The sequence below is a fragment of the Nonomuraea sp. LPB2021202275-12-8 genome, from assembly GCF_037044575.1.
In the GTDB taxonomy this organism is placed as follows: Bacteria; Actinomycetota; Actinomycetes; order Streptosporangiales; family Streptosporangiaceae; genus Nonomuraea.
The window spans coordinates 50,107-71,594 of the sequence record NZ_JBAHWD010000005.1; the positions used below are offsets into that span (position 1 = coordinate 50,107).

Annotated in this window: 21 protein-coding genes and 1 riboswitch; of the genes, 13 read left to right on the forward strand and 8 right to left on the reverse strand. The window is 71.8% G+C overall.

What is annotated here, in order from left to right; translation table 11 throughout:
• Positions 1 to 6 precede the first annotated feature (6 nt).
• The 11 genes from V5E28_RS11130 (at position 7) to V5E28_RS11180 (ending at position 12,150) form a co-directional block, all read left to right on the forward strand.
• Complete coding sequence (locus V5E28_RS11130; RefSeq protein ID WP_336206510.1) at positions 7 to 600, forward strand: phosphoribosylanthranilate isomerase; 594 nt, start codon at positions 7 to 9, stop codon at positions 598 to 600.
• Positions 590 to 1,339, forward strand: a complete 750-nt coding sequence (locus tag V5E28_RS11135) for a GNAT family N-acetyltransferase (protein WP_336206511.1) — start codon at positions 590 to 592, stop codon at positions 1,337 to 1,339. The genes V5E28_RS11130 and V5E28_RS11135 overlap by 11 nt, the downstream gene beginning before the upstream one ends.
• Positions 1,340 to 1,423: 84 nt before the next feature.
• Positions 1,424 to 2,005, forward strand: a complete 582-nt coding sequence (locus V5E28_RS11140) for a CDP-alcohol phosphatidyltransferase family protein (protein WP_336206513.1) — start codon at positions 1,424 to 1,426, stop codon at positions 2,003 to 2,005.
• 4 nt (positions 2,006 to 2,009) lie between these two features.
• Entirely contained in the window at positions 2,010 to 4,514 is a 2,505-nt protein-coding gene (locus tag V5E28_RS11145) for a mannose-1-phosphate guanyltransferase (RefSeq protein ID WP_336206515.1), read from the forward strand.
• Positions 4,515 to 4,776: 262 nt separating this feature from the next.
• Positions 4,777 to 5,289, forward strand: coding sequence for an FHA domain-containing protein (locus V5E28_RS11150; RefSeq protein ID WP_336206517.1), 513 nt, complete (start codon positions 4,777 to 4,779; stop codon positions 5,287 to 5,289).
• 23 nt (positions 5,290 to 5,312) lie between these two features.
• Positions 5,313 to 5,939 carry a transcriptional regulator FtsR gene (gene ftsR / locus V5E28_RS11155; protein ID WP_336206518.1) on the forward strand — a complete coding sequence of 209 codons (627 nt, stop codon included), beginning with the start codon at positions 5,313 to 5,315 and terminating at the stop codon, positions 5,937 to 5,939.
• Between the two features lie 106 nt (positions 5,940 to 6,045).
• Positions 6,046 to 6,516: a bifunctional nuclease family protein gene (locus tag V5E28_RS11160; protein ID WP_082310546.1), complete on the forward strand. Its 471-nt coding sequence runs from the start codon at positions 6,046 to 6,048 to the stop codon at positions 6,514 to 6,516.
• A 148-nt stretch (positions 6,517 to 6,664) separates the two neighbouring features.
• Complete coding sequence (locus V5E28_RS11165; protein ID WP_336206522.1) at positions 6,665 to 7,285, forward strand: MerR family transcriptional regulator; 621 nt, start codon at positions 6,665 to 6,667, stop codon at positions 7,283 to 7,285.
• A gap of 18 nt (positions 7,286 to 7,303) precedes the next feature.
• Positions 7,304 to 7,396, forward strand: a riboswitch (glycine riboswitch).
• 163 nt (positions 7,397 to 7,559) lie between these two features.
• Positions 7,560 to 10,391, forward strand: a complete 2,832-nt coding sequence (gcvP, locus tag V5E28_RS11170) for an aminomethyl-transferring glycine dehydrogenase (RefSeq protein ID WP_336206524.1) — start codon at positions 7,560 to 7,562, stop codon at positions 10,389 to 10,391.
• A gap of 250 nt (positions 10,392 to 10,641) precedes the next feature.
• Positions 10,642 to 11,661 carry a tetratricopeptide repeat protein gene (locus tag V5E28_RS11175; protein WP_336206526.1) on the forward strand — a complete coding sequence of 340 codons (1,020 nt, stop codon included), beginning with the start codon at positions 10,642 to 10,644 and terminating at the stop codon, positions 11,659 to 11,661.
• A gap of 153 nt (positions 11,662 to 11,814) precedes the next feature.
• Positions 11,815 to 12,150: a hypothetical protein gene (locus V5E28_RS11180; RefSeq protein ID WP_336206527.1), complete on the forward strand. Its 336-nt coding sequence runs from the start codon at positions 11,815 to 11,817 to the stop codon at positions 12,148 to 12,150.
• A 28-nt stretch (positions 12,151 to 12,178) separates the two neighbouring features.
• Here the strand turns inward: V5E28_RS11180 and V5E28_RS11185 are convergent, their stop codons facing one another.
• A complete protein-coding gene (locus V5E28_RS11185) occupies positions 12,179 to 12,526 on the reverse strand; it encodes a hypothetical protein (protein WP_336206530.1) in 348 nt (115 codons plus the stop codon).
• A gap of 82 nt (positions 12,527 to 12,608) precedes the next feature.
• On the opposite strand from V5E28_RS11185, the gene V5E28_RS11190 reads away from it, so the two are divergent.
• Entirely contained in the window at positions 12,609 to 13,202 is a 594-nt protein-coding gene (locus tag V5E28_RS11190; protein WP_336206532.1) for an alpha/beta hydrolase family protein, read from the forward strand.
• Between the two features lie 102 nt (positions 13,203 to 13,304).
• Here V5E28_RS11190 and V5E28_RS11195 read toward each other — a convergent pair whose 3' ends face one another.
• A complete protein-coding gene (locus tag V5E28_RS11195) occupies positions 13,305 to 13,502 on the reverse strand; it encodes a DUF5999 family protein (protein ID WP_336206534.1) in 198 nt (65 codons plus the stop codon).
• Positions 13,503 to 13,698: 196 nt separating this feature from the next.
• Complete coding sequence (locus V5E28_RS11200) at positions 13,699 to 14,259, reverse strand: TetR/AcrR family transcriptional regulator C-terminal domain-containing protein (RefSeq protein ID WP_336206536.1); 561 nt, start codon at positions 14,257 to 14,259, stop codon at positions 13,699 to 13,701.
• Positions 14,260 to 14,384: 125 nt separating this feature from the next.
• On the opposite strand from V5E28_RS11200, the gene V5E28_RS11205 reads away from it, so the two are divergent.
• Complete coding sequence (locus V5E28_RS11205) at positions 14,385 to 14,783, forward strand: hypothetical protein (protein ID WP_336206537.1); 399 nt, start codon at positions 14,385 to 14,387, stop codon at positions 14,781 to 14,783.
• A gap of 6 nt (positions 14,784 to 14,789) precedes the next feature.
• On the opposite strand, the gene V5E28_RS11210 is transcribed toward V5E28_RS11205, so the two are convergent.
• From V5E28_RS11210 to V5E28_RS11230, 5 genes are all read right to left on the reverse strand, one after another.
• On the reverse strand, positions 14,790 to 17,873 hold the full coding sequence (locus V5E28_RS11210) for an AfsR/SARP family transcriptional regulator (protein WP_336206539.1): 3,084 nt from the start codon (positions 17,871 to 17,873) through the stop codon (positions 14,790 to 14,792).
• A gap of 78 nt (positions 17,874 to 17,951) precedes the next feature.
• Positions 17,952 to 18,089, reverse strand: coding sequence for a hypothetical protein (locus V5E28_RS11215; RefSeq protein WP_336206542.1), 138 nt, complete (start codon positions 18,087 to 18,089; stop codon positions 17,952 to 17,954).
• Positions 18,090 to 18,474: 385 nt separating this feature from the next.
• Entirely contained in the window at positions 18,475 to 19,806 is a 1,332-nt protein-coding gene (locus V5E28_RS11220) for a sigma-70 family RNA polymerase sigma factor (protein WP_336206544.1), read from the reverse strand.
• Positions 19,807 to 19,972: 166 nt separating this feature from the next.
• Positions 19,973 to 20,284, reverse strand: coding sequence for a hypothetical protein (locus V5E28_RS11225; protein ID WP_336206546.1), 312 nt, complete (start codon positions 20,282 to 20,284; stop codon positions 19,973 to 19,975).
• A 45-nt stretch (positions 20,285 to 20,329) separates the two neighbouring features.
• Positions 20,330 to 21,475 (reverse strand): AMP-binding protein, encoded by a 1,146-nt coding sequence (locus V5E28_RS11230; protein ID WP_336206548.1) that lies wholly within the window; start codon positions 21,473 to 21,475, stop codon positions 20,330 to 20,332.
• Between the last annotated feature and the right edge of the window lie 13 nt (positions 21,476 to 21,488).

Below are 21,488 nucleotides of genomic sequence, written 5' to 3' on the forward strand. Positions count from 1 at the left end.
GGTGATGTGTACGTGAAGATCTGCGGGTTGAGCGAGCCCGAGCATGTGGCCACCGCCGTCGAGGCGGGCGCCGACGCCATCGGGTTCGTGCTGACGCCGAGCCCGCGCCAGGTCACTCCCGAGCGCGCGGCCGAACTGGCCGCGCTGGTGCCCGGCCATGTGCTGACCGTCGGCGTCTTCCGCGGCGAGGACCCGGCGGCCGTGCGTGCCGCCGTCCTGACCGCCGGGGTGCGCGGCATCCAGCTGCACGGCAGGCACCCGCACGGCGACTTCACCTCGCTGAAGGACCTCGACCGCACCCTGGTCAGAGCCGTCGACGCCCGCGCGGACCTGCGCTGCGGCGCCTTCGACGAGAGCTTGCTGATCGTCGACGCGCCACGCCCCGGCTCGGGGGAGCCATGGGACTGGGCGGCGGTGCGCGGCCGCCCCACCGGCAGATGGCTGCTCGCGGGCGGTCTGGACCCGGCCAACGTGGCAGGCGCCGTCGCGGCGGCCCGGCCGTGGGGGGTGGACGTGTCCAGCGGGGTCGAGACCGCGCCGGGCGTCAAGGATTCGGGCCTCATCGCCCGCTTCGTCACGGAGGCGCGCGGTGCGGTCTGAGCTGGCGCGGGCGCTCGCCTTCCAGCAGGGGTTCGCCCGCCGCAGGTCGCCACACGCCGTCGACGTGCCCGGCGGCTTCGCCGTCCTCGACGACCGCTACCCCTACTCCTACGACGACAACAAGCTCATCGTCTGGGACGCCGCCGATCCGGCCGCGGTGCTGGAGGCGGCCGACGAGGTCCTGGCCGAGCGGGGCCACCGCCTGGTCAACGTGGACTCCGACGAGCTCGGCGTGGCCTTCGCGCCCGCGTTCGCCGCGGCCGGCTACCAGCACGCCGAGAACGTCGTCATGGCCTTCCGCGGCGATCCGCCCGCGGGCCCGCCCGAGGCGGAGCACCTGGATCTCCCGGCGCTCCTGCCCGTGCTGCGCCGCGACTGGCGCGCGGACCTGCCGGAGGCGGGGGAGCAGACCATCGAGCAGCTCGCCGCCCGCGTCGAGACCCGGCTGCGGGGCGCCGACCTGGTGGGCTTCCGCGGCGTGCGCGCCCCCGACGGCGAGCTCGCCGCCAGGGCCGACCTGTACGTGCACGACGGCGTCGCCCAGATCGAGGACGTCTACACCACCACCCGCCACCGGGGCAGGGGCCACGCCCGCACGCTCATGCGGTCGCTGCTGGCCGAGGCGGCCGGCAGCGAGCCGATCTTCCTGGTCGCCGACGCCGCGGACTGGCCCAGGGAGTTCTACGGCAGGCTCGGCTTCGCCGAGGTCGGCCGCACCCACTCCTTCCTGAGGGTGTGACGGCCGCAGCGCTCATCGCTGGGGGCCTGGTTTGGCCGGATGCGGCCCCGCTGTGCTGGGAGTTCACGCAGTAGGGTCTGCTGCGTGAGTGAAACTTCCGCCGAGGACCGAATCTGGACGGTTCCCAACCTGCTGAGCTTCCTGCGCCTCCTAGGCGTGCCCGTGTTCCTCTGGCTTGTTCTAGGCCCGAAGGCGGACGGGTGGGCCATCGCCGTCCTGGCGGTCGCGGGGTTCACCGACTGGCTCGACGGCAAGATCGCCCGGGCGTTCAACCAGATCAGCAGGCTAGGGCGGATCATCGACCCGGCGGCCGACAAGCTCTACGTCTTCGCCACGATCGTGGCGCTGCTGGTGCGGGACGTCATCCCGTGGTGGCTGGCGGCGGCCGTCCTGGGCCGGGAGCTCTTTGTCGCTTGTTTCATCCCTGTACTCCGCAAACACGGCTATAAGGCACTTCAGGTGCATTTCCTGGGCAAAGCCGCCATGTTCAACCTCATGTACGCCTTCCCGCTGCTCTTCCTTGCCTCCCACTCTGGGTGGTATGCCGATATAGCCCGAATTGTCGGGTGGGCGTTCGCGCTCTGGGGCACGGGCCTGTACTGGTGGGCAGGCATGTTGTATGTGATACAGGTGCGCCAGCTCACAACCGCGACCACAAAGGAGTGATCGGGTGAAGGCGGTCGTCATGGCGGGCGGTGAGGGCACTCGGCTGCGTCCGATGACGGCCAACCAACCCAAACCCCTGCTCCCCGTGGTCAACCGTCCGATCATGGAGCACGTGTTACGCCTGCTCAAGCGGCATGGGATCACCGAGACCGTGGTGACGGTCCAGTTCCTGGCCGCGCTGGTGCGCAACTACTTCGGCGACGGCGACGAGCTGGGCATGCGCCTGCAGTACGCCACCGAGGACATTCCGCTGGGCACGGCCGGCAGCGTGAAGAACGCCGCGGCCCGGCTGAGCGACGATCGTTTCCTGGTCATCTCCGGCGACGCCCTCACGGATATCGACTTATCGGACATGGTCCGGTTTCATCGCGAAAATTCGGCTCTTGTCACCATTGGTCTGAAGCGGGTGCCTAACCCGCTGGAATTCGGCATCATCATCGTCGACGACCTCGGCCGGGTGCAGCGCTTCCTGGAGAAGCCCACCTGGGGCCAGGTCTTCTCCGACACCGTCAACACCGGCATCTACGTCATGGAGCCCGAGGTCCTCGGCGACGTGGCCACCGGCGAGCCCGTCGACTGGGCGGCCGACGTCTTCCCCAGGCTCCTCGAACGCGGCGCCCCCATCTACGGCTACGTGGCCGACGGCTACTGGGAGGACGTCGGCACCCACGAGAGCTACCTCAAGGCCCAGGCCGACGTCCTGTCCGGCAAGGTCAAGCTGGACATCGGCGGCTTCGAGCTGTCCCCCGGCGTGTGGGTGGCCGGATCCGCCTCCGTCGAGCCGGACGCGGTGCTCAAGGGCCCGCTGTTCATCGGCGAGTACGCCAAGGTCGAGGCGGGCGCCGAACTGCGCGAGTTCACCGTCCTGGGCAACAACGCCGTGGTCCGCGAGGGCGCCTTCCTGCACCGCGCGGTCATTCACAACAACGTCTACCTCGGCCCCGGCACCCACCTGCGCGGCTGCGTGATCGGCAAGAGCACCGACGTGATGAGCGGCGCCCGCATCGAGGAGAACGCCGTCATCGGCGACGAGTGCGTCATCGAGGCCGAGGCGTACGTCTCCAGCGGGGTGCGGGTCTACCCGTTCAAGACCATCGAGGCGGGCGCCGTCGTCAACACCAGCGTCATCTGGGAGTCGCGCGGCCAGCGCAGCCTGTTCGGCCGGAGGGGCGTCAGCGGCCTGGTCAACGTCGAGATCACCCCGGAGCTGTGCGTACGGCTGGCCAGCGCGTACGCCACCACCCTGCGCAAGGGCGAGCACGTCATCACCTCCCGCGACTCCTCCCTGGCCGCCAGGGCGCTGAAGCGGGCCGTGATCAGCGCGCTCACCGCCAGCGCGATCAACGTGCTCGACCTGGAGGCCGCGCCGCTGCCGGTGGCCCGCTTCCACGCCTCGCGGGGGACCGCGGCGGGCGGCATCACGCTGCGCACCACGGCGGGGGACCCGCAGAGCGTCGACATCGTCATCATGGACGACCGCGGCGCCGACTTGTCTCCCGCCGCCCAGCGCAAGCTGGAGCGCGTCTTCTCGCGCCAGGAGTTCCGCCGCGCCTTCCCCGGCGAGATCGCCGAGCTCACCTACCCCGCCAGAGCCGTCGAGGACTACTCCCACGAGCTGCTGCGCCGGGTGGACATGACCGGCGTGAGAGACATGAAGGTGGTGGTCGACTGCGCCGGCGGCACCTCCTCGCTGGTCCTGCCCCGGCTGCTCGGCCGCGCCGGCATCGAGGTGCTCACCGTGAACGCCGTCCTCGACGACCTGTCGCCCACCGAGACGATCGCCGAGCGCCGCCGTGATCTGCAGCGCCTGTCGGAGCTGGTCAGCTCCTCGCGCGCGGCGTTCGGAGTCCGCTTCGACCCGGTCGGTGAGCGCATCGCCCTGGTGGACGAGATGGGCCAGCTCATCAGCGAGGAACGCGCCCTGCTCGTGGTGCTCGACCTGGTGGCGGCCGAGCGCCGCAGCGGCCAGGTGGCGCTGCCCGTGACCACCACCAGGGTCGCCGAGCAGGTCTGCCGCTTCCACGGCGTGCAGGTGCAGTGGACCTCCACCGCGGTCGACGCCCTCACCTCCGCCGCCGCGGGCGCCGGCATGATCTTCGCGGGCGACGGCCGGGGCGGGTTCGTGGTGCCCGAGTTCAGCCCCGCGCTCGACGGGCTGGCCGCGTTCATGCGCCTGCTGGGGCTGGTGGCCCGCACCCGGCTGTCCCTCAGCCAGATCGACGCCAGGATCCCCGAGGCCAAGCTGCTCAAGCGGGCGATCCCGACGCAGTGGGCGGCCAAGGGGGCGGTGATGCGCTCGGTCATCGAGGCGGCCGAGTCAGCCTCGGAGGGCTACCGCATCGACACCACGGACGGGGTGCGGGTGGTCGGCGACGACGGGAGCTGGGTGCTCATCCTGCCCGCCGCCACCGAGCCCGTCACCGACCTGTGGGCCGAGGCGGCCGACGTCGACACCGCTGCGGTCCTCCTGGAGCGGTGGGCCAGGGTGGTGGAGCAGGCCACCATGTGATCGCCCGGATCCGCGGTCGCGGTCGGAGGACGGCGATTTGTCGGATGGAGGGCAAGATCGTAATGTTAGAAAGGCGCGGCGGCATGGACCTTCAGGCAGGGGCGGCGGTAACTTTGTCAGCGTCCGAACCTGTCGTCCAGCGCCCCGCCTTGACCTTTGCCGCTGATCAGCGTAAGTTGCGGCATTCGCAAACTTGAGAGCGAAGCGAGGCGCGCCCCGAGCACCGTTGCCGCGTCTTCGCGGTAGGAGGCCGAGCCGATCGATGCCGAGCGTCTACTGCACGCAGTGCGGGCATGCCAACCCCGAGGATGCCCGTTTCTGTTCCCGCTGTGGGTCACCATTGGCCAGACCGGAGGTCTCAGGGGACACCACGTCGACGATCTCCGTCGCGGGAATAGAGGCGTACGAGGCAGAGACCGGTGACATGCTGCTGGCCGAGCGGGCGCTGGTCGAACAGCTCCCGCCGGGCACGGCCTTGCTAACCGTGACCAGGGGGCCCAACCAGGGCAGCCGTTTCCGGCTCGACAAGGAGCTCACCACCACCGGGCGCCATCCGGAGAGCGACATCTTCCTCGACGACATCACCGTCTCGCGCAGGCATGTCGAGTTCTATCGCAAGCGCGGTGGCCAGTTCTCCGTGCGCGACGTGGGCAGCCTCAACGGCACCTACGTCAACAGGGAGCGCATCGAGGAGGTCCCGCTGCATTCGGGCGACGAGGTGCAGATCGGCAAGTTCCGGCTCCTGTTCCTGATGCGGACACCCACCGGCGCATGAGCTCGCAGGCGGCACGCTCGCACATGAGCATCGGGGAGGTGCTCGCCCTCCTGCAGGGCGAGTTCCCCGACGTCACCGTCTCCAAGATCCGCTTCCTTGAGGGCGAGGGGCTCATCGAGCCCGAGCGCACGCCGTCCGGCTTCCGCAAGTTCACCCACCTGCACGTCCAGCAGCTCCGCTACATCCTCACCGAGCAGCGCGACCACTACCTGCCGCTGAGGGTGATCAAGGACAAGATGGCGGAGAGCTTCGCCCGTCCCCGCGCCGTGCAGGACAAGCAGGAGGTGCGGCTCAGCCGTGCCGAGCTGCTCGAGGCGGCCGGGCTCGACGAGGAGACCCTCACCGAGCTGGAGGACTACGGCCTGCTCGCGCCGACGGCCAGGCGCTACGACGATGACGCGCTCAAGGTGGCGCGCAGCGTCGGCGCGCTGGCCCGCTTCGGGCTGCACGCCCGCCACCTGCGGGCCGTCAAGGCGGCCGCCGAGCGGGAGGCGGGCCTGGTCGAGCAGACGGTGGCGCCCATCCTGAAACGGCGGGCGCCCGGCGCGATCGGCGAGGCCGACGAGGTCGCCAGAGAGCTGTCCGCTCTGCTGCTCGACCTGCACGCGGCTCTGCTGCGCACGGGCGTGCGCAGTGTTCTCGGGCGATGAGCGGCCCGAGGGACATTCAGGGCCCCCCGGGTGTTACGTTGAATTGCAGAAGCGGACCAGCTATGAGCTGTGCCGGGTCGCCGGCCAGTCGAATATGGAGCAGCCCGTGTTGCAGATGGAGGTCGTGGGTGTTCGCGTAGAAATGCCCACAAATCAGCCGATCGTCTTGCTCAAGGAGGCACACGGGGAACGGTTCCTGCCCATCTGGATCGGCATGACCGAAGCGACGGCCATCGCCCTGGCCCAGGCGGAGGAGCCGCCGCCGAGGCCCCTGACGCACGACCTGTTCAGAGACGTGCTGAGCGCACTGGGCGTGGGGCTGCGCGCCGTCAACATCGTCGCGCTGCGCGACGGCATCTTCTTCGCCGACCTGGTCTTCTCCAACGGCGTCGAGGTGAGTGCCAGGCCCTCGGACTCCATCGCGCTCGCGTTGCGCACCGGGGCCCGCATCTTCGCCAGCGAGGAGGTCGTCCAGGAGGCCGGAGTGATCATCCCCGACGACCAGGAGGACGAGGTGGAGAAGTTCAGGGAGTTCCTTGACACGATCTCTCCCGAAGACTTTGGCAGGGCGGGGTAGGTATTTCAGTGCATTTACGCTTCACGACGCGCCGAGCCGGATCGTTGACTGAGCATGGTCACGGTCCTACGGTGCAAGTGAAACCCGTGGTCGCCTTTTTACGAACCCCCAGATCAGGCCACGGGATGAGAGAAAGCCGGAGGTCCGCGTGGCGGTCAGCAGCGGCGAGGGAAAGACGGCCGGCCAGGAAGATCCGGTGCGGCGTGAGAGCGCGCGGCAGCGTGCCGGAGAGCAGGGTCTGCTCTTCGACGAGCAGCCTGCGAAGCTGCCGGACGACATCGGATACCGTGGCCCGACGGCGTGCGCGGCGGCCGGCATCACCTACAGGCAGCTTGACTACTGGGCACGCACCGGCCTGGTCGAGCCCACGATAAGAGCAGCGCAAGGATCGGGCTCCCAACGCCTCTACAGTTTCCGCGACATCCTGGTGCTCAAGGTCGTCAAGCGGCTGCTGGACACCGGGGTCTCCCTTCAGCAGATCCGCACGGCCGTGCAGCATCTCCGTGATCGCGGGGTCGCCGACCTCGCGCAGATCACGCTGATGAGCGACGGCGTGAGCGTTTACGAGTGCACCTCGGCGGACGAAGTGATAGACCTCCTCCAGGGTGGCCAGGGCGTGTTCGGCATCGCGCTCGGCCGGGTCTGGCGCGAGGTCGAGGGATCCCTCGCGGAGCTGCCGGGGGAACGGGCGGCGGTCGCGGACACCGTCCCGGCCGATCACCCCGCTGACGAGCTGGCCCAGCGGCGTCGCGCGCGCCGCATTGGGTAGTAATCTAGGACATGCTGACGACCCCGTGCGGGAGAGTCCCCGGCAGGCCCGGGGCGCCGAAGGAGCAACCCTCCCCGGAATCTCTCAGGCATCCTGTACCGCTCGGGTGAGGCAACTCTGGAAAGCAGGTGCGCCCGCCAGGCGCACCTCACCGACGGTGCAAGCCCCTCGGGGTGAAGCTCTCAGGTCGCGAGACAGCGCGCGGTGACAGAGGGGGAGATCCGGCATTCGCCCGCGCCCTGCGCCGGTCTCCATAGCCTCGGGAGGCATCTCCATGACCGACCTGTCACCACCCCCGTTCTCGACCCGGCACATCGGGCCGTCCCAGAGCGAGCAGCAGCGCATGCTCGAAACCGTGGGCTTCGAGTCCGTGGCGGATCTGGTGGCCGTGGCCGTCCCGGAGGCGATCAGGGCCAAGGACCGCCTGAAACTGCCCGCCGCCGCGAGCGAGGTCGAGGCCATCGCCGAGCTGCGCGCCCTGGCCGACCGCAACCAGGTGCTCACCTCCATGATCGGCCTGGGCTACCACGACACCGTCACGCCCGCGGTCATCCGCCGCAACCTGCTGGAGAACCCGGGCTGGTACACCGCCTACACGCCGTACCAGCCGGAGATCTCCCAGGGCCGGCTGGAGGCGCTGCTCAACTTCCAGACCGTGGTGTCCGACCTCACAGGCCTGCCCGTCGCGGGCGCCTCGCTGCTCGACGAGAGCACCGCCGCGGCCGAGGCGATGACGCTGGCCCGGCGGGCCGGTAAGAGCAAGAGCGCGGTGTTCGTGGTCGACGCCGACACGCTGCCGCAGACGAAGGCGGTGCTGGCCACCCGCGCCGAACCGCTCGGCATCACGCTCGTGGAGAGCGACCTGGCCGGCGAACTGCCCGAGTGCTTCGGCGTGCTCGTACAGTATCCGGGCGCCTCCGGCGGGCTGCGCGACTTCCGCGCCGTCGCCGAGCGGGCGCACGCGGCCGGCGCGCTCGTCGTGGCCGCCGCCGACCTGCTCGCGCTCACGCTGGTCGCCGCCCCCGGCGAGCTCGGTGCCGACATCGCCATCGGCTCCTCGCAGCGGTTCGGCGTGCCGTTCGGCTTCGGCGGCCCGCACGCCGCCTACATGTCCGTACGTGAGGGCCTGCAGCGGCAGATGCCCGGCCGTCTGGTGGGCGTGTCCGTCGACGTCGACGGAGACCCGGCCTACCGCCTCGCCCTGCAGACCCGCGAGCAGCACATCCGCCGCGAGAAGGCCACCAGCAACATCTGCACCGCCCAGGTCCTGCTGGCCGTGATCGCCGGCATGTACGCCGTCTACCACGGGCCCGAGGGGCTGCGCCGCATCGCCGCACGCGTGCACCGGCACGCCGCGGCCCTGGCCGAGGGCCTGCGCCAGGGCGGCGTGGAGGTCGTCCACCAGGAGTTCTTCGACACGGTCCTGGCCCGCGTGCCCGGCAGGGCGGCCGAGATCGTCGCCGCCGCCGCCGAGCGGGGCGTCAACGTCTGGCAGGCCGACGCCGACCATGTCTCCGTCGCCTGCGACGAGAAGACCGGCGCGGCCGAGCTGGCCGCCGTGTGGGGCGCCTTCGGCGTCGCCGAGGTCGCTCTCGACGACCCGCGCGTGCACGACGCGCTGCCCGCCTCGCTGGCGCGCGAGTCGGCCTACCTGACCCACCCGGTCTTCCACAGCCACCACTCCGAGACGGCGATGCTGCGCTACCTGCGCAAGCTCCAGGACAAGGACATCGCGCTCGACCGGTCGATGATCCCGCTCGGCTCCTGCACGATGAAGCTGAACGCGACCACCGAGATGGAGCCCATCACCTGGCCGGAGTTCGCCGCCATCCACCCCTACGCCCCCGAGGCGCAGGCGGCCGGCTACGTCGAGCTCATCGAGACGCTGGAAGGCTGGCTCGCCGAGGTCACCGGCTACGACGCGGTCTCCATCCAGCCGAACGCGGGCTCGCAGGGCGAGTTCGCCGGGCTGCTCGCCATCCGCGCCTACCACCGCGACCGCGGTGACAGCGAGCGCGACGTCTGCCTCATCCCGTCCTCGGCACACGGCACCAACGCCGCCAGCGCCGTCATGGCCGGCATGCGGGTCGTGGTCGTGGCCTGCGACTCCGACGGCAACGTGGACCTCTCCGACCTCGACGCCAAGATCGCCAAGCACCGTGACCGGCTGGCCGCCATCATGGTGACCTACCCCTCCACGCACGGCGTCTACGAGGAGACCGTCACCGAGGTCTGCGCCAAGGTGCACGACGCCGGCGGCCAGGTGTACGTCGACGGGGCCAACCTCAACGCGCTGGTCGGGCTGGCCAAGCCGGGCGAGTTCGGCGCCGACGTGTCCCACCTGAACCTGCACAAGACGTTCTGCATCCCGCACGGCGGCGGCGGGCCCGGCGTCGGCCCCGTCGCGGTCCGCGCCCACCTCGCCGCCTACCTGCCGGGCCACCCGCTGCGCGACGGCACGCCGGTCGGTCCCGTCTCGGCCGCCCCGTACGGCTCGGCCGGGATCCTGCCGATCTCCTGGGCGTACATCAGGATGATGGGCGCCGACGGCCTCACCGCGGCCACCGAGCAGGCCATCCTGTCGGCCAACTACCTGGCGCGCCGCCTGGCCCCGCACTACCCCGTCCTCTACACCGGGCGGGGCGGGCTCGTCGCCCACGAGTGCATCGTCGACCTGCGGCAGATCACCAAGGAGACCGGCGTCACCGTCGACGACGTGGCCAAGCGGCTCATCGACTACGGTTTCCACGCGCCGACCATGTCGTTCCCGGTCGCGGGCACGCTCATGATCGAGCCGACGGAGAGCGAGGACCTGGCCGAGCTGGACCGGTTCGCCGATGCGATGATCGCCATTCGTGGCGAGATCGCGAAGGTGGGCTCCGGCGACTACGACCAGACGGACAACCCGCTGCGTAACGCCCCCCACACCGCGGAGGCGCTCACCGCGGACGAGTGGTCCCACCCGTACTCGCGCACCGAGGCCGGCTACCCGGTGCCCTCGCTGCGCGACGGCAAGTACTGGGTGCCGGTGCGCCGCATCGACCAGGCGTACGGCGACCGCAACCTGGTGTGCTCCTGCCCGCCGCTGGAGGCGTACGAGGACTGACCCGCGACCGGGGCCCGGCCCCCGTGCGTGTCGTCGCGCGAGGGGGCTGGGTCTCCAACGTGCGGGCGCGGACCCATGAGGTGCGCTGCGCGCGGCCCCCGCCGGGCGGGGGCCACGCGCGTTTCCGAATCCACCACGAACGCCATCAGTACCGGCCAAAGGTGACCCTGTCATTCCTACGGGCGCAAGTGAGCAGACATGATCGCCAGAAGTCGTTAGGCTCGGGGCGATCGTCGCCGAAGGAGCTCTCTTGACGTCCTCAGAGCTGGAGACCCCGCCCCTCGACACCGCCCGCCGCCTGGCCGAAGACGGTGACCTCGACGGCGCGGCCACCATACTCGCCAAGGTGGCCTCCGCACCGGGCGGTCCCGACGTGGCACAGGCCGCCGTCGGCCTCGCAGTCGTCCTCGACCAGCGCGGCGACGTCGAGGGCGCCCGCGCCGCCGCCAGGACCGCGCTGGCCACCGGCCACCCCGAGTTCGCCGCGCAGGCGGCCTGCCACCTGGCGCAGGGCTTCGAGCGCGAAGGCCGTTACGGCCAGGCCAGGGCCGCGTGGCAGGCCGTGCTGGGGGTCGGCACACCCGCCTACGTCCCCCTCGCCCACCTCGCGCTCGCCAGGCTCGCCACCGAGACCGGAGACTACGACGAGGCCGAGGCCGCGCTCCGCGCCGCCATCGACGCCGGCCACCTGATGGACGCCCAGCAGGGAGGCGGCAGGGACGCCGACGGCGGCCCCCTCCGGGACGGCGGCCAGGGTGGCCAGGGTGGCCAGGGCGGCACGGGTGGCACGGGTGGCACGGGTGGCACGGGCGCAGCCGCGGACGGCCGGATCGGCAGGGCCGCGGATGGAGGAACGGGACAGCCGATCGGCGGCGGCGCGGCAGGGCCTGCGGACGGCGGGCACGAGGGCGCGGACCTCCGCGTGCACGCCACTCAGCAGCTCGCCGACTTGCTGATGGAGCGCGGTGAGCCGGGGGAGGCGGCGGAGGTGCTGCTGGACGCGCTCGAGGACGCCTCGGGTGACCACGCCGCCCGGCTGCGCGTCCAACTCGGCATCGCGCACCTGGAGCTGGCCTGCGCGGAGTTCGCCGGCGCGGTGGAGGACGGCGGCGAGCCGCAGACCAGCGCCCTCGCCATCGAACTGCTGGCCCGCACCCTCCCGCTGCGAGGCCGCGCCGACGACGCCGACCACGTGTGGGCGTACGGCCTGGACCACGAGGACGAGACGCTCGCGTCAGAGGTGCGCCTGCGCTACGGCCGGGGCGCCTGACCCCAGGCGAGCGCGCGCGGGCGAGCGCCTCACCGGTCCTGCCGGAGTCTGTCGCTGTGTCTGTCGCTGTGTCTGTCGCGGTGTCCCGGGGCGTGGGTGGCATGACGGTGAGCGAGCGGAGAGCCGGCCGGCGTGGCCGGAGAGGAAGGGTACGTGGAATTCGTCGTGGTCGAGTGGCGGGACGGCGCGCTGATGCACGACCCGAGCGCCTATCTGGACAAGCTGCCCGAGCTGGGCCCGCGACTGCCCGCCGGTGCGGAGGCGTTCGCCCGCGACCCGGACCACTACGACTTCTTCGGTCCCCGGTGCGTCAAGGATCTCGACTTCGGCGGCCTGTCCCTGACCGGCGGTCCGCTTGACCTGGAACTGCGTCTCGAACCGAACCCGTGGAAGCACTCCGAACGGCTCGTCATCCGCTATGCCAGGGTGGCGAGCGTGCGGGTCGACGCGGACGGCATGCGGGGAGCGCCTGACGGCGGCGCGGGCTGACGCCACGGCCAGCCGGTGGCGCGCTGTGCTACGGGCGGCGCATGATGGCCGTGGCGGCCGCCACATTGATCACGATGATGGAGACCCAGGCGATCATCAGGCCCACCACGCCGGCGGTGCCCGCCGCGACCGCCGTCAACGGGATGCCGATGCCCATCGAGCCCAGCGCGATGGGGATCATGGCGTTGCCGCTGCTCTTCTGCTTGGGGGGCACGGCGCCGCGCATCTGGAGCTCGGCGTGGACCCGGGCGGCGATGGTGGCGTCAAGGCGCTCGACCAGAGAGTCGACCAGGGCGGACTCATACTCGGGGCCGAGGTCGCGGCGGGCGGCCAAGGTGGCCTGCAGGTCCTCGCGCAAGGGACTCGTGTCTGGCATACGGGTAATCCTCCATGCTCGCGGGCACGCCGTCATCCCACCTGAGGGCCATCTTCGACTCATCCCCAGGTACGGTGCTGCCATGGAGATCATGACTCCTCGGGGGGCCGCGCGGGTCGAGGTCGACGAGGTGGAGCGGGCCCGGCTGCTGCTGGTGCTCACCCACGGGTCCGCCGGGGGAGTGGACGCGCCCGATCTCGTGGCGGTGCGGGACGCGGCGCTCGGCGTGGGCGCGAGCGTGGCCAGGGTGACGCAGGCGTTCAGGGTGGCCGGGGCGCGGGCGCCGGGGGTGGCGGCCAGGCAGGACGAGGCGTGGCTGGTCGTGGTGGACCAGTTGCGCGCGCGGTGGCCGGATGTGCCGCTGGTGCAGGGTGGGCGGAGCAACGGGGCGCGGGTCGCCTGCCGGACGGCCGGGACGGTGGGCGCGGTGTCCGTGGTGGCGCTCGCCTTCCCGCTGCATCCGCCGGGCAAGCCGGAACGTTCCAGGGCGGAGGAGCTGCGCGGCGCCGGCGTGGACGTGCTGGTGGTCAGCGGGGACAGGGACCCGTTCGGGATTCCCGATCCGGCGGACGCCGCGCGGTTGGTGGTGCTGCCGGGGGAGGGGCACGACCTGAAAAAGAACCCCGCCCGGGTGGGCGAGGTGGTGGCCGACTGGCTGACGCGCTACAGGAAGTAGCGGGGGCTCGCCGTCCCGTGGAAGGTGGCGGCGCGTGACGCCACCGACGCACGCGGGGGTGCGTGATCGGCCCCGCTGCCGGCTATGGCCGCCGATCGTGTGTCAGGCCGCGCCGACCAGGGGGTCGGGGCGGTGCGGGGCGATGGCGGTGCCGCCGGGCAGGAGCTCCCCGGTGTCCTCGAACAGGACTACGCCGTTGCACAGCAGGCTCCACCCCTGCTCGGGGTGGCAGGCCAGGGTGCGTGCGGCCTCGCGGTCGGGCGCCTCGGCAGACGGACAGACCGGGTCGTGCGGGCACATCGGCGTGCCTCCGATATCTCGTGGGTGCTCCCGGAAGAGGGGTGGGAGCGGCTCGGGTTCAGTTTCAGCAAGTGTGCGGTGTATGTCACACGTTCCGACATAGCCCGTTAGGACTGTTAGAGGAGGATGCCCCGAGCGTGTGACCTTCGACACAGCGTGCCTTATGCAGGATAACGGTCCAAGCTCGACACGCACACTACGTTTCCAAGCCTCGGAGCAAAGCTTCGAGTCCTCGCTCGAAGTCGGCGTCGGCCCGCTCGTCGCGCCGGGTCCACTCGTCGACCTCCGGGTCGGCCCATCCCGACTGCTGCACCTCGACCGCGACGCTGCCGAAGACGAACGCCCGCAGCGACCGCACGGCGTCGCGCGCGTCCGGCAGGCCCGCGTCCGCGAGCTGCTCGATCTGCTCGCCGATGGCCAGGGCGGTGCCGCCCTTGGGCGGTTTGGTCAGGGCGAGCGCGAGCACGCCGGGATGCTCGCGCAGCACCTCCCGGCTGGCCCGGCACCAGGCCCTGGCCGTCTCCTGCCAGGTGGCCGCCTGCTCCACGCGGACGGCGGTGACGTGCTCGGCCAGGGCGTCCATCAGCGCCTCCTTGCCCCTGGGCAGGTGGTGGTAGATGGCCATGGCCTCCACTTGGAGGGCGTCGCCGAGCCTGCGCATCGTCAGCCGGCGCAGGCCCTGGCTGTCGGCGATGTGCAGCGCGGCCTCGATGATGCGCTCGCGGGAGAGGGGGACGGGTGGTCGCTTGGCGGGCATGGTGATCATCTTACTATGTAAAGGCGCCGGGACCGGATAACTCGCGCGGATCCGGTTACTGGGCGTGGCGCGTCTCGGCGTACCCTTGTCGCTGGTAAGAGCCGACAGCTTGAAGGGCAGAGTCGATGGCGTTTTTCCGTCCGCGGGTGAGCCGCGAGGCCGAGGTCCGCTTCCACGCGGATCTGGAGATCTCCAAGAGCATCCCCGAGCTGCTGGACAAGGCGCGGCAGGCAGAGCGGACCCTGCGGGACCTGCGGGCCGCCGACGCGGACGAGGTGGAGCTGCTGGCCGCGGGGCAGGCGTTCGACAGGGCGCTGACCGAGGCGTTGCGCGCGGCGGAGGCGGGGCAGCGGGCCACGTTCGGCGTGAAGGCCTATGACGACCGCATCGCCCGCCGCAAGGCGAAGGCCACCCCCAAGGGCGCCATGTGGACCGCCGAGGTGGATCGGCTGCGCACGCTGCGCGAGGACAACCGGCTGTGGGGCATCCCGCGCGTGCCGCGGCCGCTGCCCGCCGCCCGGTGAGCGCGCTCAGCCGAGCGCGAGTTTGACCTGGGCGGCCTCCGGGCTGCCCAGGGCTTCGAAGAGGGTGAGAGCCTCCCGCCAGGCCGCGCCCGCCGCCGTGGCGTGGCCGGCCGTCTGATGGACCTCGCCGAGCGTGCGCAGGACCCGGGCGGCCTGCGCGCGCACTCCCAGTTCCCCGGCGAGGCAGGCCGCCTCCTCCAGCCACCGCACCGCCTGCCCGTAGCCGTAGGCGTTCGGCTGCGCGCGTCCCTGGTCGTGCTGGGTATGCTCCTGCCCGCGCAGGTGGTCGCGGTCGCACTCGTGTGCGGCCCGGCCGAGCGCGTGCAGGGCTCTGATCTGGATCCGCCGCGACGGTATGGCCTGCCCGATCTCCAGGGCGTCCAGCAGCGCCCTGATGGCGTCGTCGTGTGCTCCCAGGCGGGTGCGGACCTCGCCGAGCCCCAGCAGGCCCATCGCCTGGCCGGTCGCGTCGCCGATGTCGCTGGCCGTGGTCAGCACCTGGCCGAAGGCGGCTTCGGCGGCCTCCAGGCGGCCCTGGCGGAGCTGGAGGGTGCCGAGCCAGAAGAGGGCCTGGGCGCCGTTCCTGGGGGAGCCGCTGCGCTCGCTGATGGCCAGCGCCTCGCCGAGGTAGGCGTGCGCGTTGGGGAAGTCGCCCGACTCCAGGTGGATCTGGCCGATGTTGCGCAGGCAGTACGCCTCCCCGCCGTGGTCCCCGGCCTCCCGCAGCCCGTCCAGAGCCTCGTTCAGGCGGCGCAGCGCCAGGTCAGAATTGCCCAGATACTGGTCCAGCGCGGCGGCGTAGGACAGGGCCAGGGCGTGGCCGTGACGGTGCCCGAGCTCGCCGAACAGTCGCAGCGACCGCTCGAAGCAGTCTCCGGCGTCGTCGTAGCGTTCCTGGTCGGCGCGGAGCAGGCCGAGCCTGAAGAGCACCACGGCCTGGCCCAGCTGGTCGTGGCGGGTGGCCGCCAGGACGGACGACAGCGTCTGCGAGGGCTCCTGCGTGTGGTCGCGGATGGTGAACATGGGCGAGCAGGTCCCCGCGAGGTCCCAGGCGAGCTCGACCCGGCCCGTCCTGATCGCCTGGCCGGTGGTGGCCACGAGGGCGAGCCGCTCGGACTCCAGCCAGCTCAGCGGGTCGGCCGCCACCGAATCCTGGACGCCGCCGTCGGGGATCCAGCGGGGCGCGTCGCCGTGCACCATCTGGTAGTCGCCGCCGTAGACGCCCCGGTAGGCGTGCTCGGCCAGGTAGAGCCACGCGCCGCAGGCGCGGGCCAGGGCATCGGCGTGCTCCTGCGGCCTCAGCGTCGTCTCCGCGCGCTCCCTGGCGTAGATGCGGACGAGGTCGTGGAAGCGGTAGCGCGGCAGCCCGCGGCCCGCGCCGCCCTCCACGTCGAGGAGCTGGGCGTCGACCAGCTCCTCGACCGCGTCCTCCGCCTCGGACTGGGAGCAGTCGAGCAGCGCCGCGGCCGCCCAGGCGGCGAAGTCCGGCGCGTCGAGGAGGCTCAGGGCGTGCAGCGCCCGGCGGGCGGCGGGTTCCAGCGCGTGGTAGGTGAGCGTGAGGCTGGCCCGCACGTCGAGCTGCCCGAACGCCAGCTCGTCCAGGCGGCGGCGCTCGTCGGCCAGCCGGGAGGCGAGCTGACCCACGCTCCAGTGGGACTTGGCCGCCAGCCTGGCCCCGGCGACGCGCAGCGCGAGCGGCAGATGGCCGGCGAGAGCGGCCAGGCGGTGGGCGGTCTCCTCCTCGGTGTGCACGCGCCCGGCGCCGGCGATCCTGGCGAGCAGCGCGACGGCCTGCTCAGGGTCCAGCACGTCGAGTTGGACGTCGCGCGCGCCCGCCAGCGGGGTGAGCCGTTTCCTGCTGGTGACCAGCACCCCGCAGGTGGGCACGCCCGGCAGCAGCGGCTCCACCTGGCCGGGGTCGGCGGCGTCGTCCAGCAGCACCAGCAGGCGCCGATGGGCCAGCAGCCCGCGGAAGAGCTCGGCCCGCTCGTCCAGGCTGGCGGGGATGTCGGCGGCACCGGCGCCGAGCGCCCGCAGGAATCTGCCCAGCGCCTCGCTGGGGTCGGTCGGCTCGGCGTGGCTGCCGCGCAGGTTCACGTACAGCTGGCCGTCGGGGAAGCCGCCGCGCAGCAGGTGGGAGACGTGGACGACGAGTGCGGTCTTGCCGACGCCGGCGCGCCCCGACACGGCGGCCACCGGCAGCGCGGTGCCCTCGCCGTCGAGCAGCACCCGGGTCAGCAGCTCGGCCTCCGCCGTGCGTCCGGTGAAGTCGGCGATGTCGGGCGGCAGCAGGCAGGGTGCCGAGGCGGGCGCGGCCGGTGCGGGGACGGCGGACCGCCGCTCCGGCGGGTCCCGCAGCAGTGCCGTGTGCGCGTCCCTGAGCAGGGGAGAGGGATCGACGCCGAGGTCGGCGGCCAGCCGCCGCCTGATCGACTCGAAGCGGTGCAGCGCCTCGGCCCTGCGCCCGCACGCGCCCAGCAGGCTCAGCAGGCGGGCCTGGATCGACTCGTCGTAGGGGAAGCGCGCCGCCACGGCCTCCACCATGGCCAGCACCTCCGGCGCCCTGCCGGAGGAGAGCGCCAGGTCGGCGAGGGCGCGCGCGCACGAGAGCCGCTCCTGGTCGAGCTGGAGCGCCGCGGGGTCGGTGCGCAGCCATTCGGGCGCGTCGGCGAGCACGCCGCCCCGCCACAGGGCCAGGGCCTCGCCCAGCAGCGGGATCGGGTCGTCATGCAGCCGGGCCGCGGCCAGGCGGGCCTGGAAGCGCCCGGCGTCGACCCACAGGGCGGGCAGGGCCAGCCGGTAGCCGCCGCCGGTGAACCGGACGACGTCCTGGAGCCCTGCCTGATCGTGCAGCCACGCGCGCAGCCGGGAGGCCGCCGTGCGCAGCGCGGCGGTGCTGCCGCCCTGCGGACCCCAGACCCTGGCCAATAACTGGTTTTCGGTCACCCGTTCAGGGGCGTCGAGGAGCAGCGCGCCGAGCAGCCACCGCACGTGGCGGCCCGGCAGGACCAGCTGGAGGCCGTCCGCGTGCGCCTCCAGCGGCCCGAGCATGCGGAAGTCGGCGGAGACGTCCGGAATGCGGTCCGCCACACTGGCCTCCGACAGATAAGCCGCAGATCACTTGAATCTACGCGGTCGGCCCCGTCGGCACCAGGTGGACCAGCGTGTTCACAGGCAGGAGAGAGGCGGCGGCGTTCCCCATTCGAAGTTGCAGTCGATCGGTGGCGGCTCGGCGTGGGCGACGGCGGCGGTCCCCAGACCCGCGGCCAGAGCGATGAGTACGACGCCGGTGAAGCGTTTGATCATGTCTGCCCCCGTGGACGATCGTGCGAGGTCGGGTCGATCGTGCCAGGGACGGATTTCATTTCGTTTGCAGCGGGGGCGCCGGCCCGTCAACGAGCCGCCCGCGCGCGCGGTGATCGGCGCGTCCGCTGCAAGCGGCCCGTGTCACCTTGGGTGGTGTACGGAGGTCTTCGTGGACATCCGAGGAGCGGTGTCCGGCCGGCTCTCATACGGGGGTAGAGCGGCCGGGGAGCGCGCCGACGGTGGCCATGATCGCGGAGCGCGGGCTGCGGGTGAGCATGCGCTCCGTCTTTCCCGCCCGGCCCGATCCCCACGGGCAGCCTCCGGCATGCGCAGGCCCCGGCCCGGCGGCCGGGGCCTGCGCATGGGCGCGGGTGTGGAGGGGCGGTCAGCTGGCCCAGTCGAGCAGCGGGCGGGTGTTGCTCGGGTGGCGCAGCTTGGACAGCGACTCCTTCTCGAGCTGGCGGATGCGCTCGCGGGTCAGTCCCATGTGCTTGCCGATCTCGTCGAGCGTGTGCGGCTTGCCGTCGACCAGGCCGAAACGGAGCGCCATGATCTTCGCCTCGCGCGGCGACAGGTTCCGCAGCACGCCTCGCAGCTGGTCGCCCAGCAGCTGGCGGTCGACGATCTCCGAGGCCTCCGGCGAGTCGACGTCCTCGATGAGGTCGCCGATCGTGGTCTCGCCGTCCTCGCCGATCGTCGCGTTCAGCGAGATGGGCTGGCGGCTGGTGCGCAGCAGTTCCTCGATCTGGTCGGGGGTCTTGTCCAGCTCGACGGCGAGCTCCTCGGGCGTGGGCTCGCGGCCCAGCCGCTGGTGCATGTCGCGCTCGATGCGCGACAGCTTCGAGAGCATCTCCAGTACGTGCACCGGCAGGCGGATGGTGCGCGCCGAGTCGGCGAAGCCGCGCTGGATGGCCTGGCGGATCCACCACATGGCGTAGGTGGAGAACTTGAAGCCCTTGGTGTAGTCGAACTTCTCCACGGCCCGGATCAGGCCCAGGTTGCCTTCCTGGACGACGTCCAGCAGGGACATGCCGCGGTCGGTGTACTTCTTGGCCACCGACACGACCAGCCGGAGGTTGGCCTCCAGCATGTGGTCCTTGGCGGCTCTGCCGTCCTCCACCACCAGCCGCAGGTCCTCGCGCCGGGCGGCGGACAGGCCGGTCGCGGTCTCCAGCTTGTACTCGGCGTACAGGCCGGCCTCGATCCGCCTGGCCAGCTCCACCTCCTGCGCGGCGGTGAGCAGGGTGCGGCGGCCGATGGACTTGAGGTAGGTGTGCACCGAGTCGCCCATGACGGACTGGTTGTCGTCCAGGTCGAGCGGCTCGTTCTCGGCCTCGACCTCCTCCGCCACCTCCGCGGAGATCTCCAGCGCGAGGTCGTCGGGGCCTTCCTCGTCGCCGTCGGCGGTCGTGGTCTTGGTTTTTGCTTTCGCGGTCGCCGAGTCGGTAGTCTCGGTACGCGAGGCCTTCTTGGTGGAGCGCTTGGTCACAGACTTCTTCTTCTGGGCGGAGTCGCCTGGCGAGGGCTCTTCCTCCGAGGCCAGGCTCACCCCGGCGTCGGTGAGCTCGCGCAGGATCGAACGGCCCTGGGCCGGGCTGATCCCAGCCTGGGCGAACGCGTCGCGCAGCTCCGCGAGAGAAAGGTGACCCTGAGCTCGCCCTCGGTCAATCAGCTGCTCGAGGGTTGCGGGTGGGGTCGCCACGGCGGTTCGGGGCATGAGGACACCTCCTCCATACGGAGCGAAAGCGATCTGGGCGGGTTTGTGGTGGGGCGACCGGCTCAGGCCGCACTACTCACCAGTATCAATAACGCCATCAATCGCCATTTGTTCCCGCGAGGTGGAAAAAGGGCGCAACCCTCTTGATAGGGCCTGCTCCGTCGTTCTACTCGGCCAGTTCGAGCTCGCCCGGCTTGACCTCGGGCATGGGCATCGGCTGCGCCTCCTCCAGGCGCTCGTCGGTCCAGTAGCCGGTGACCTCGTCCGGGTCGGGATTGACCTCGGTGGTCACCACGATGCCCTCGGTCGGGTCGGGGGTCGGAAGCGGGCTGGACGGGGTCGCCTTCTCCACCACTGCTCTGGTCTGCCGGACCTGGTCGAGCCTGCCCGCCGAGGCGGCGGCCGCGACAGTGACGCCGCCGACGAGAATCACGCCGACAGCCGCCGCGGACACCCACATCTTGCGGGTCTGGTTCATGAAGGCTCCCTCCTTCTCCCTTACTATGACGCATCCAGCAACGCATCAGGTTCCGGACTTTAGCCGCAGAAGATCGGTTTTGCCGTTAGGCAGGAGCGGCAGGCGGGGCATCAGGCGCAGCTCGCGCGGCGCGGCGAAGGGCGGCAGCCGGTCGGCGCAGTAGGCGCGGAGCTGGGAGAGCGTGGGCGGGCTCGCCGGGTCGGCGGGGACCGCGACGGCGACCACCGCCTCGCCCCATTCGGGGTCCGGCCGGCCCACCACCGCCACCTCGGCGATCTCCGGGTGGGTGCCGAGCACGGCGGCCACGGTGGCGGCCACCACCTTCTCGCCGCCGGTGTTGATCACGTCGTCGGCCCTGCCCAGCACGCGCAGCCTGCCCCCGGACAGCTCGCCGAGGTCGGAGGTGACGAACCAGCCGTCGTCCGACGGCGTCTCCCCGCCGAAGCGGTAGCCGGAGAACAGCACCGGCCCGGCCACGCGGATCCGGCCGTCCTCGCCGATCCTGAGATCCACACGGTCGAGGGGGCGGCCGTCGTACACGCACCCGCCGCTGGTCTCGCTCATCCCGTACGTGGTGACCACCGTGGCGCCGAGAGCCCCGGCCTCGGCGAGGAGCCCCGGCCGGGGCGCCGCGCCGCCGAGCAGGACGGTGCGGAACCGCGACAGGTCCGCCTGGAGCGCGACGAGCCGGTGGAGCTGCGTGGGGACCAGCGAGACGTGCTCGGCGCCGGAGGCCAGCACCGCCTCGGGATCGAAGCGCTCGTGCATCACCGGCTCGCTCTCGCTGAGCAGCGAGCGGACGAGGACCTGCAGGCCGGACACGTGTGAGACGGGCAGGCAGCACAGCCACCGCTCGCCCTTGGACGCCTCCAGCCGGCGCAGCGAGGATGCCGCGCCGGCGCGCAGGGCCGTGGCCGAGAGCATCACGCCCTTCGGGGCGCCCGTGCTGCCGCTGGTCGCGATGACCACCGCCACGTCGCCGGGCACGCCCACGCCGTCGGCCTGCCGTACGCCGTCCACGTGGGTGGGGCGCAGCGCCGCGAGCGCGGCGCGCTCCTGGCCGGGAGTGAGAGGCAGCACGGCGGGCCCGTCGCCCGACAGCGCGTCACGGATCGCGGCGAACAGCCGGGGGCCCGCGGGCTGCACGACGGCGTGCAGCGGGCGGTCCGGATGCGACGGGTTCCTCCACATGCTCGTAAGGTTA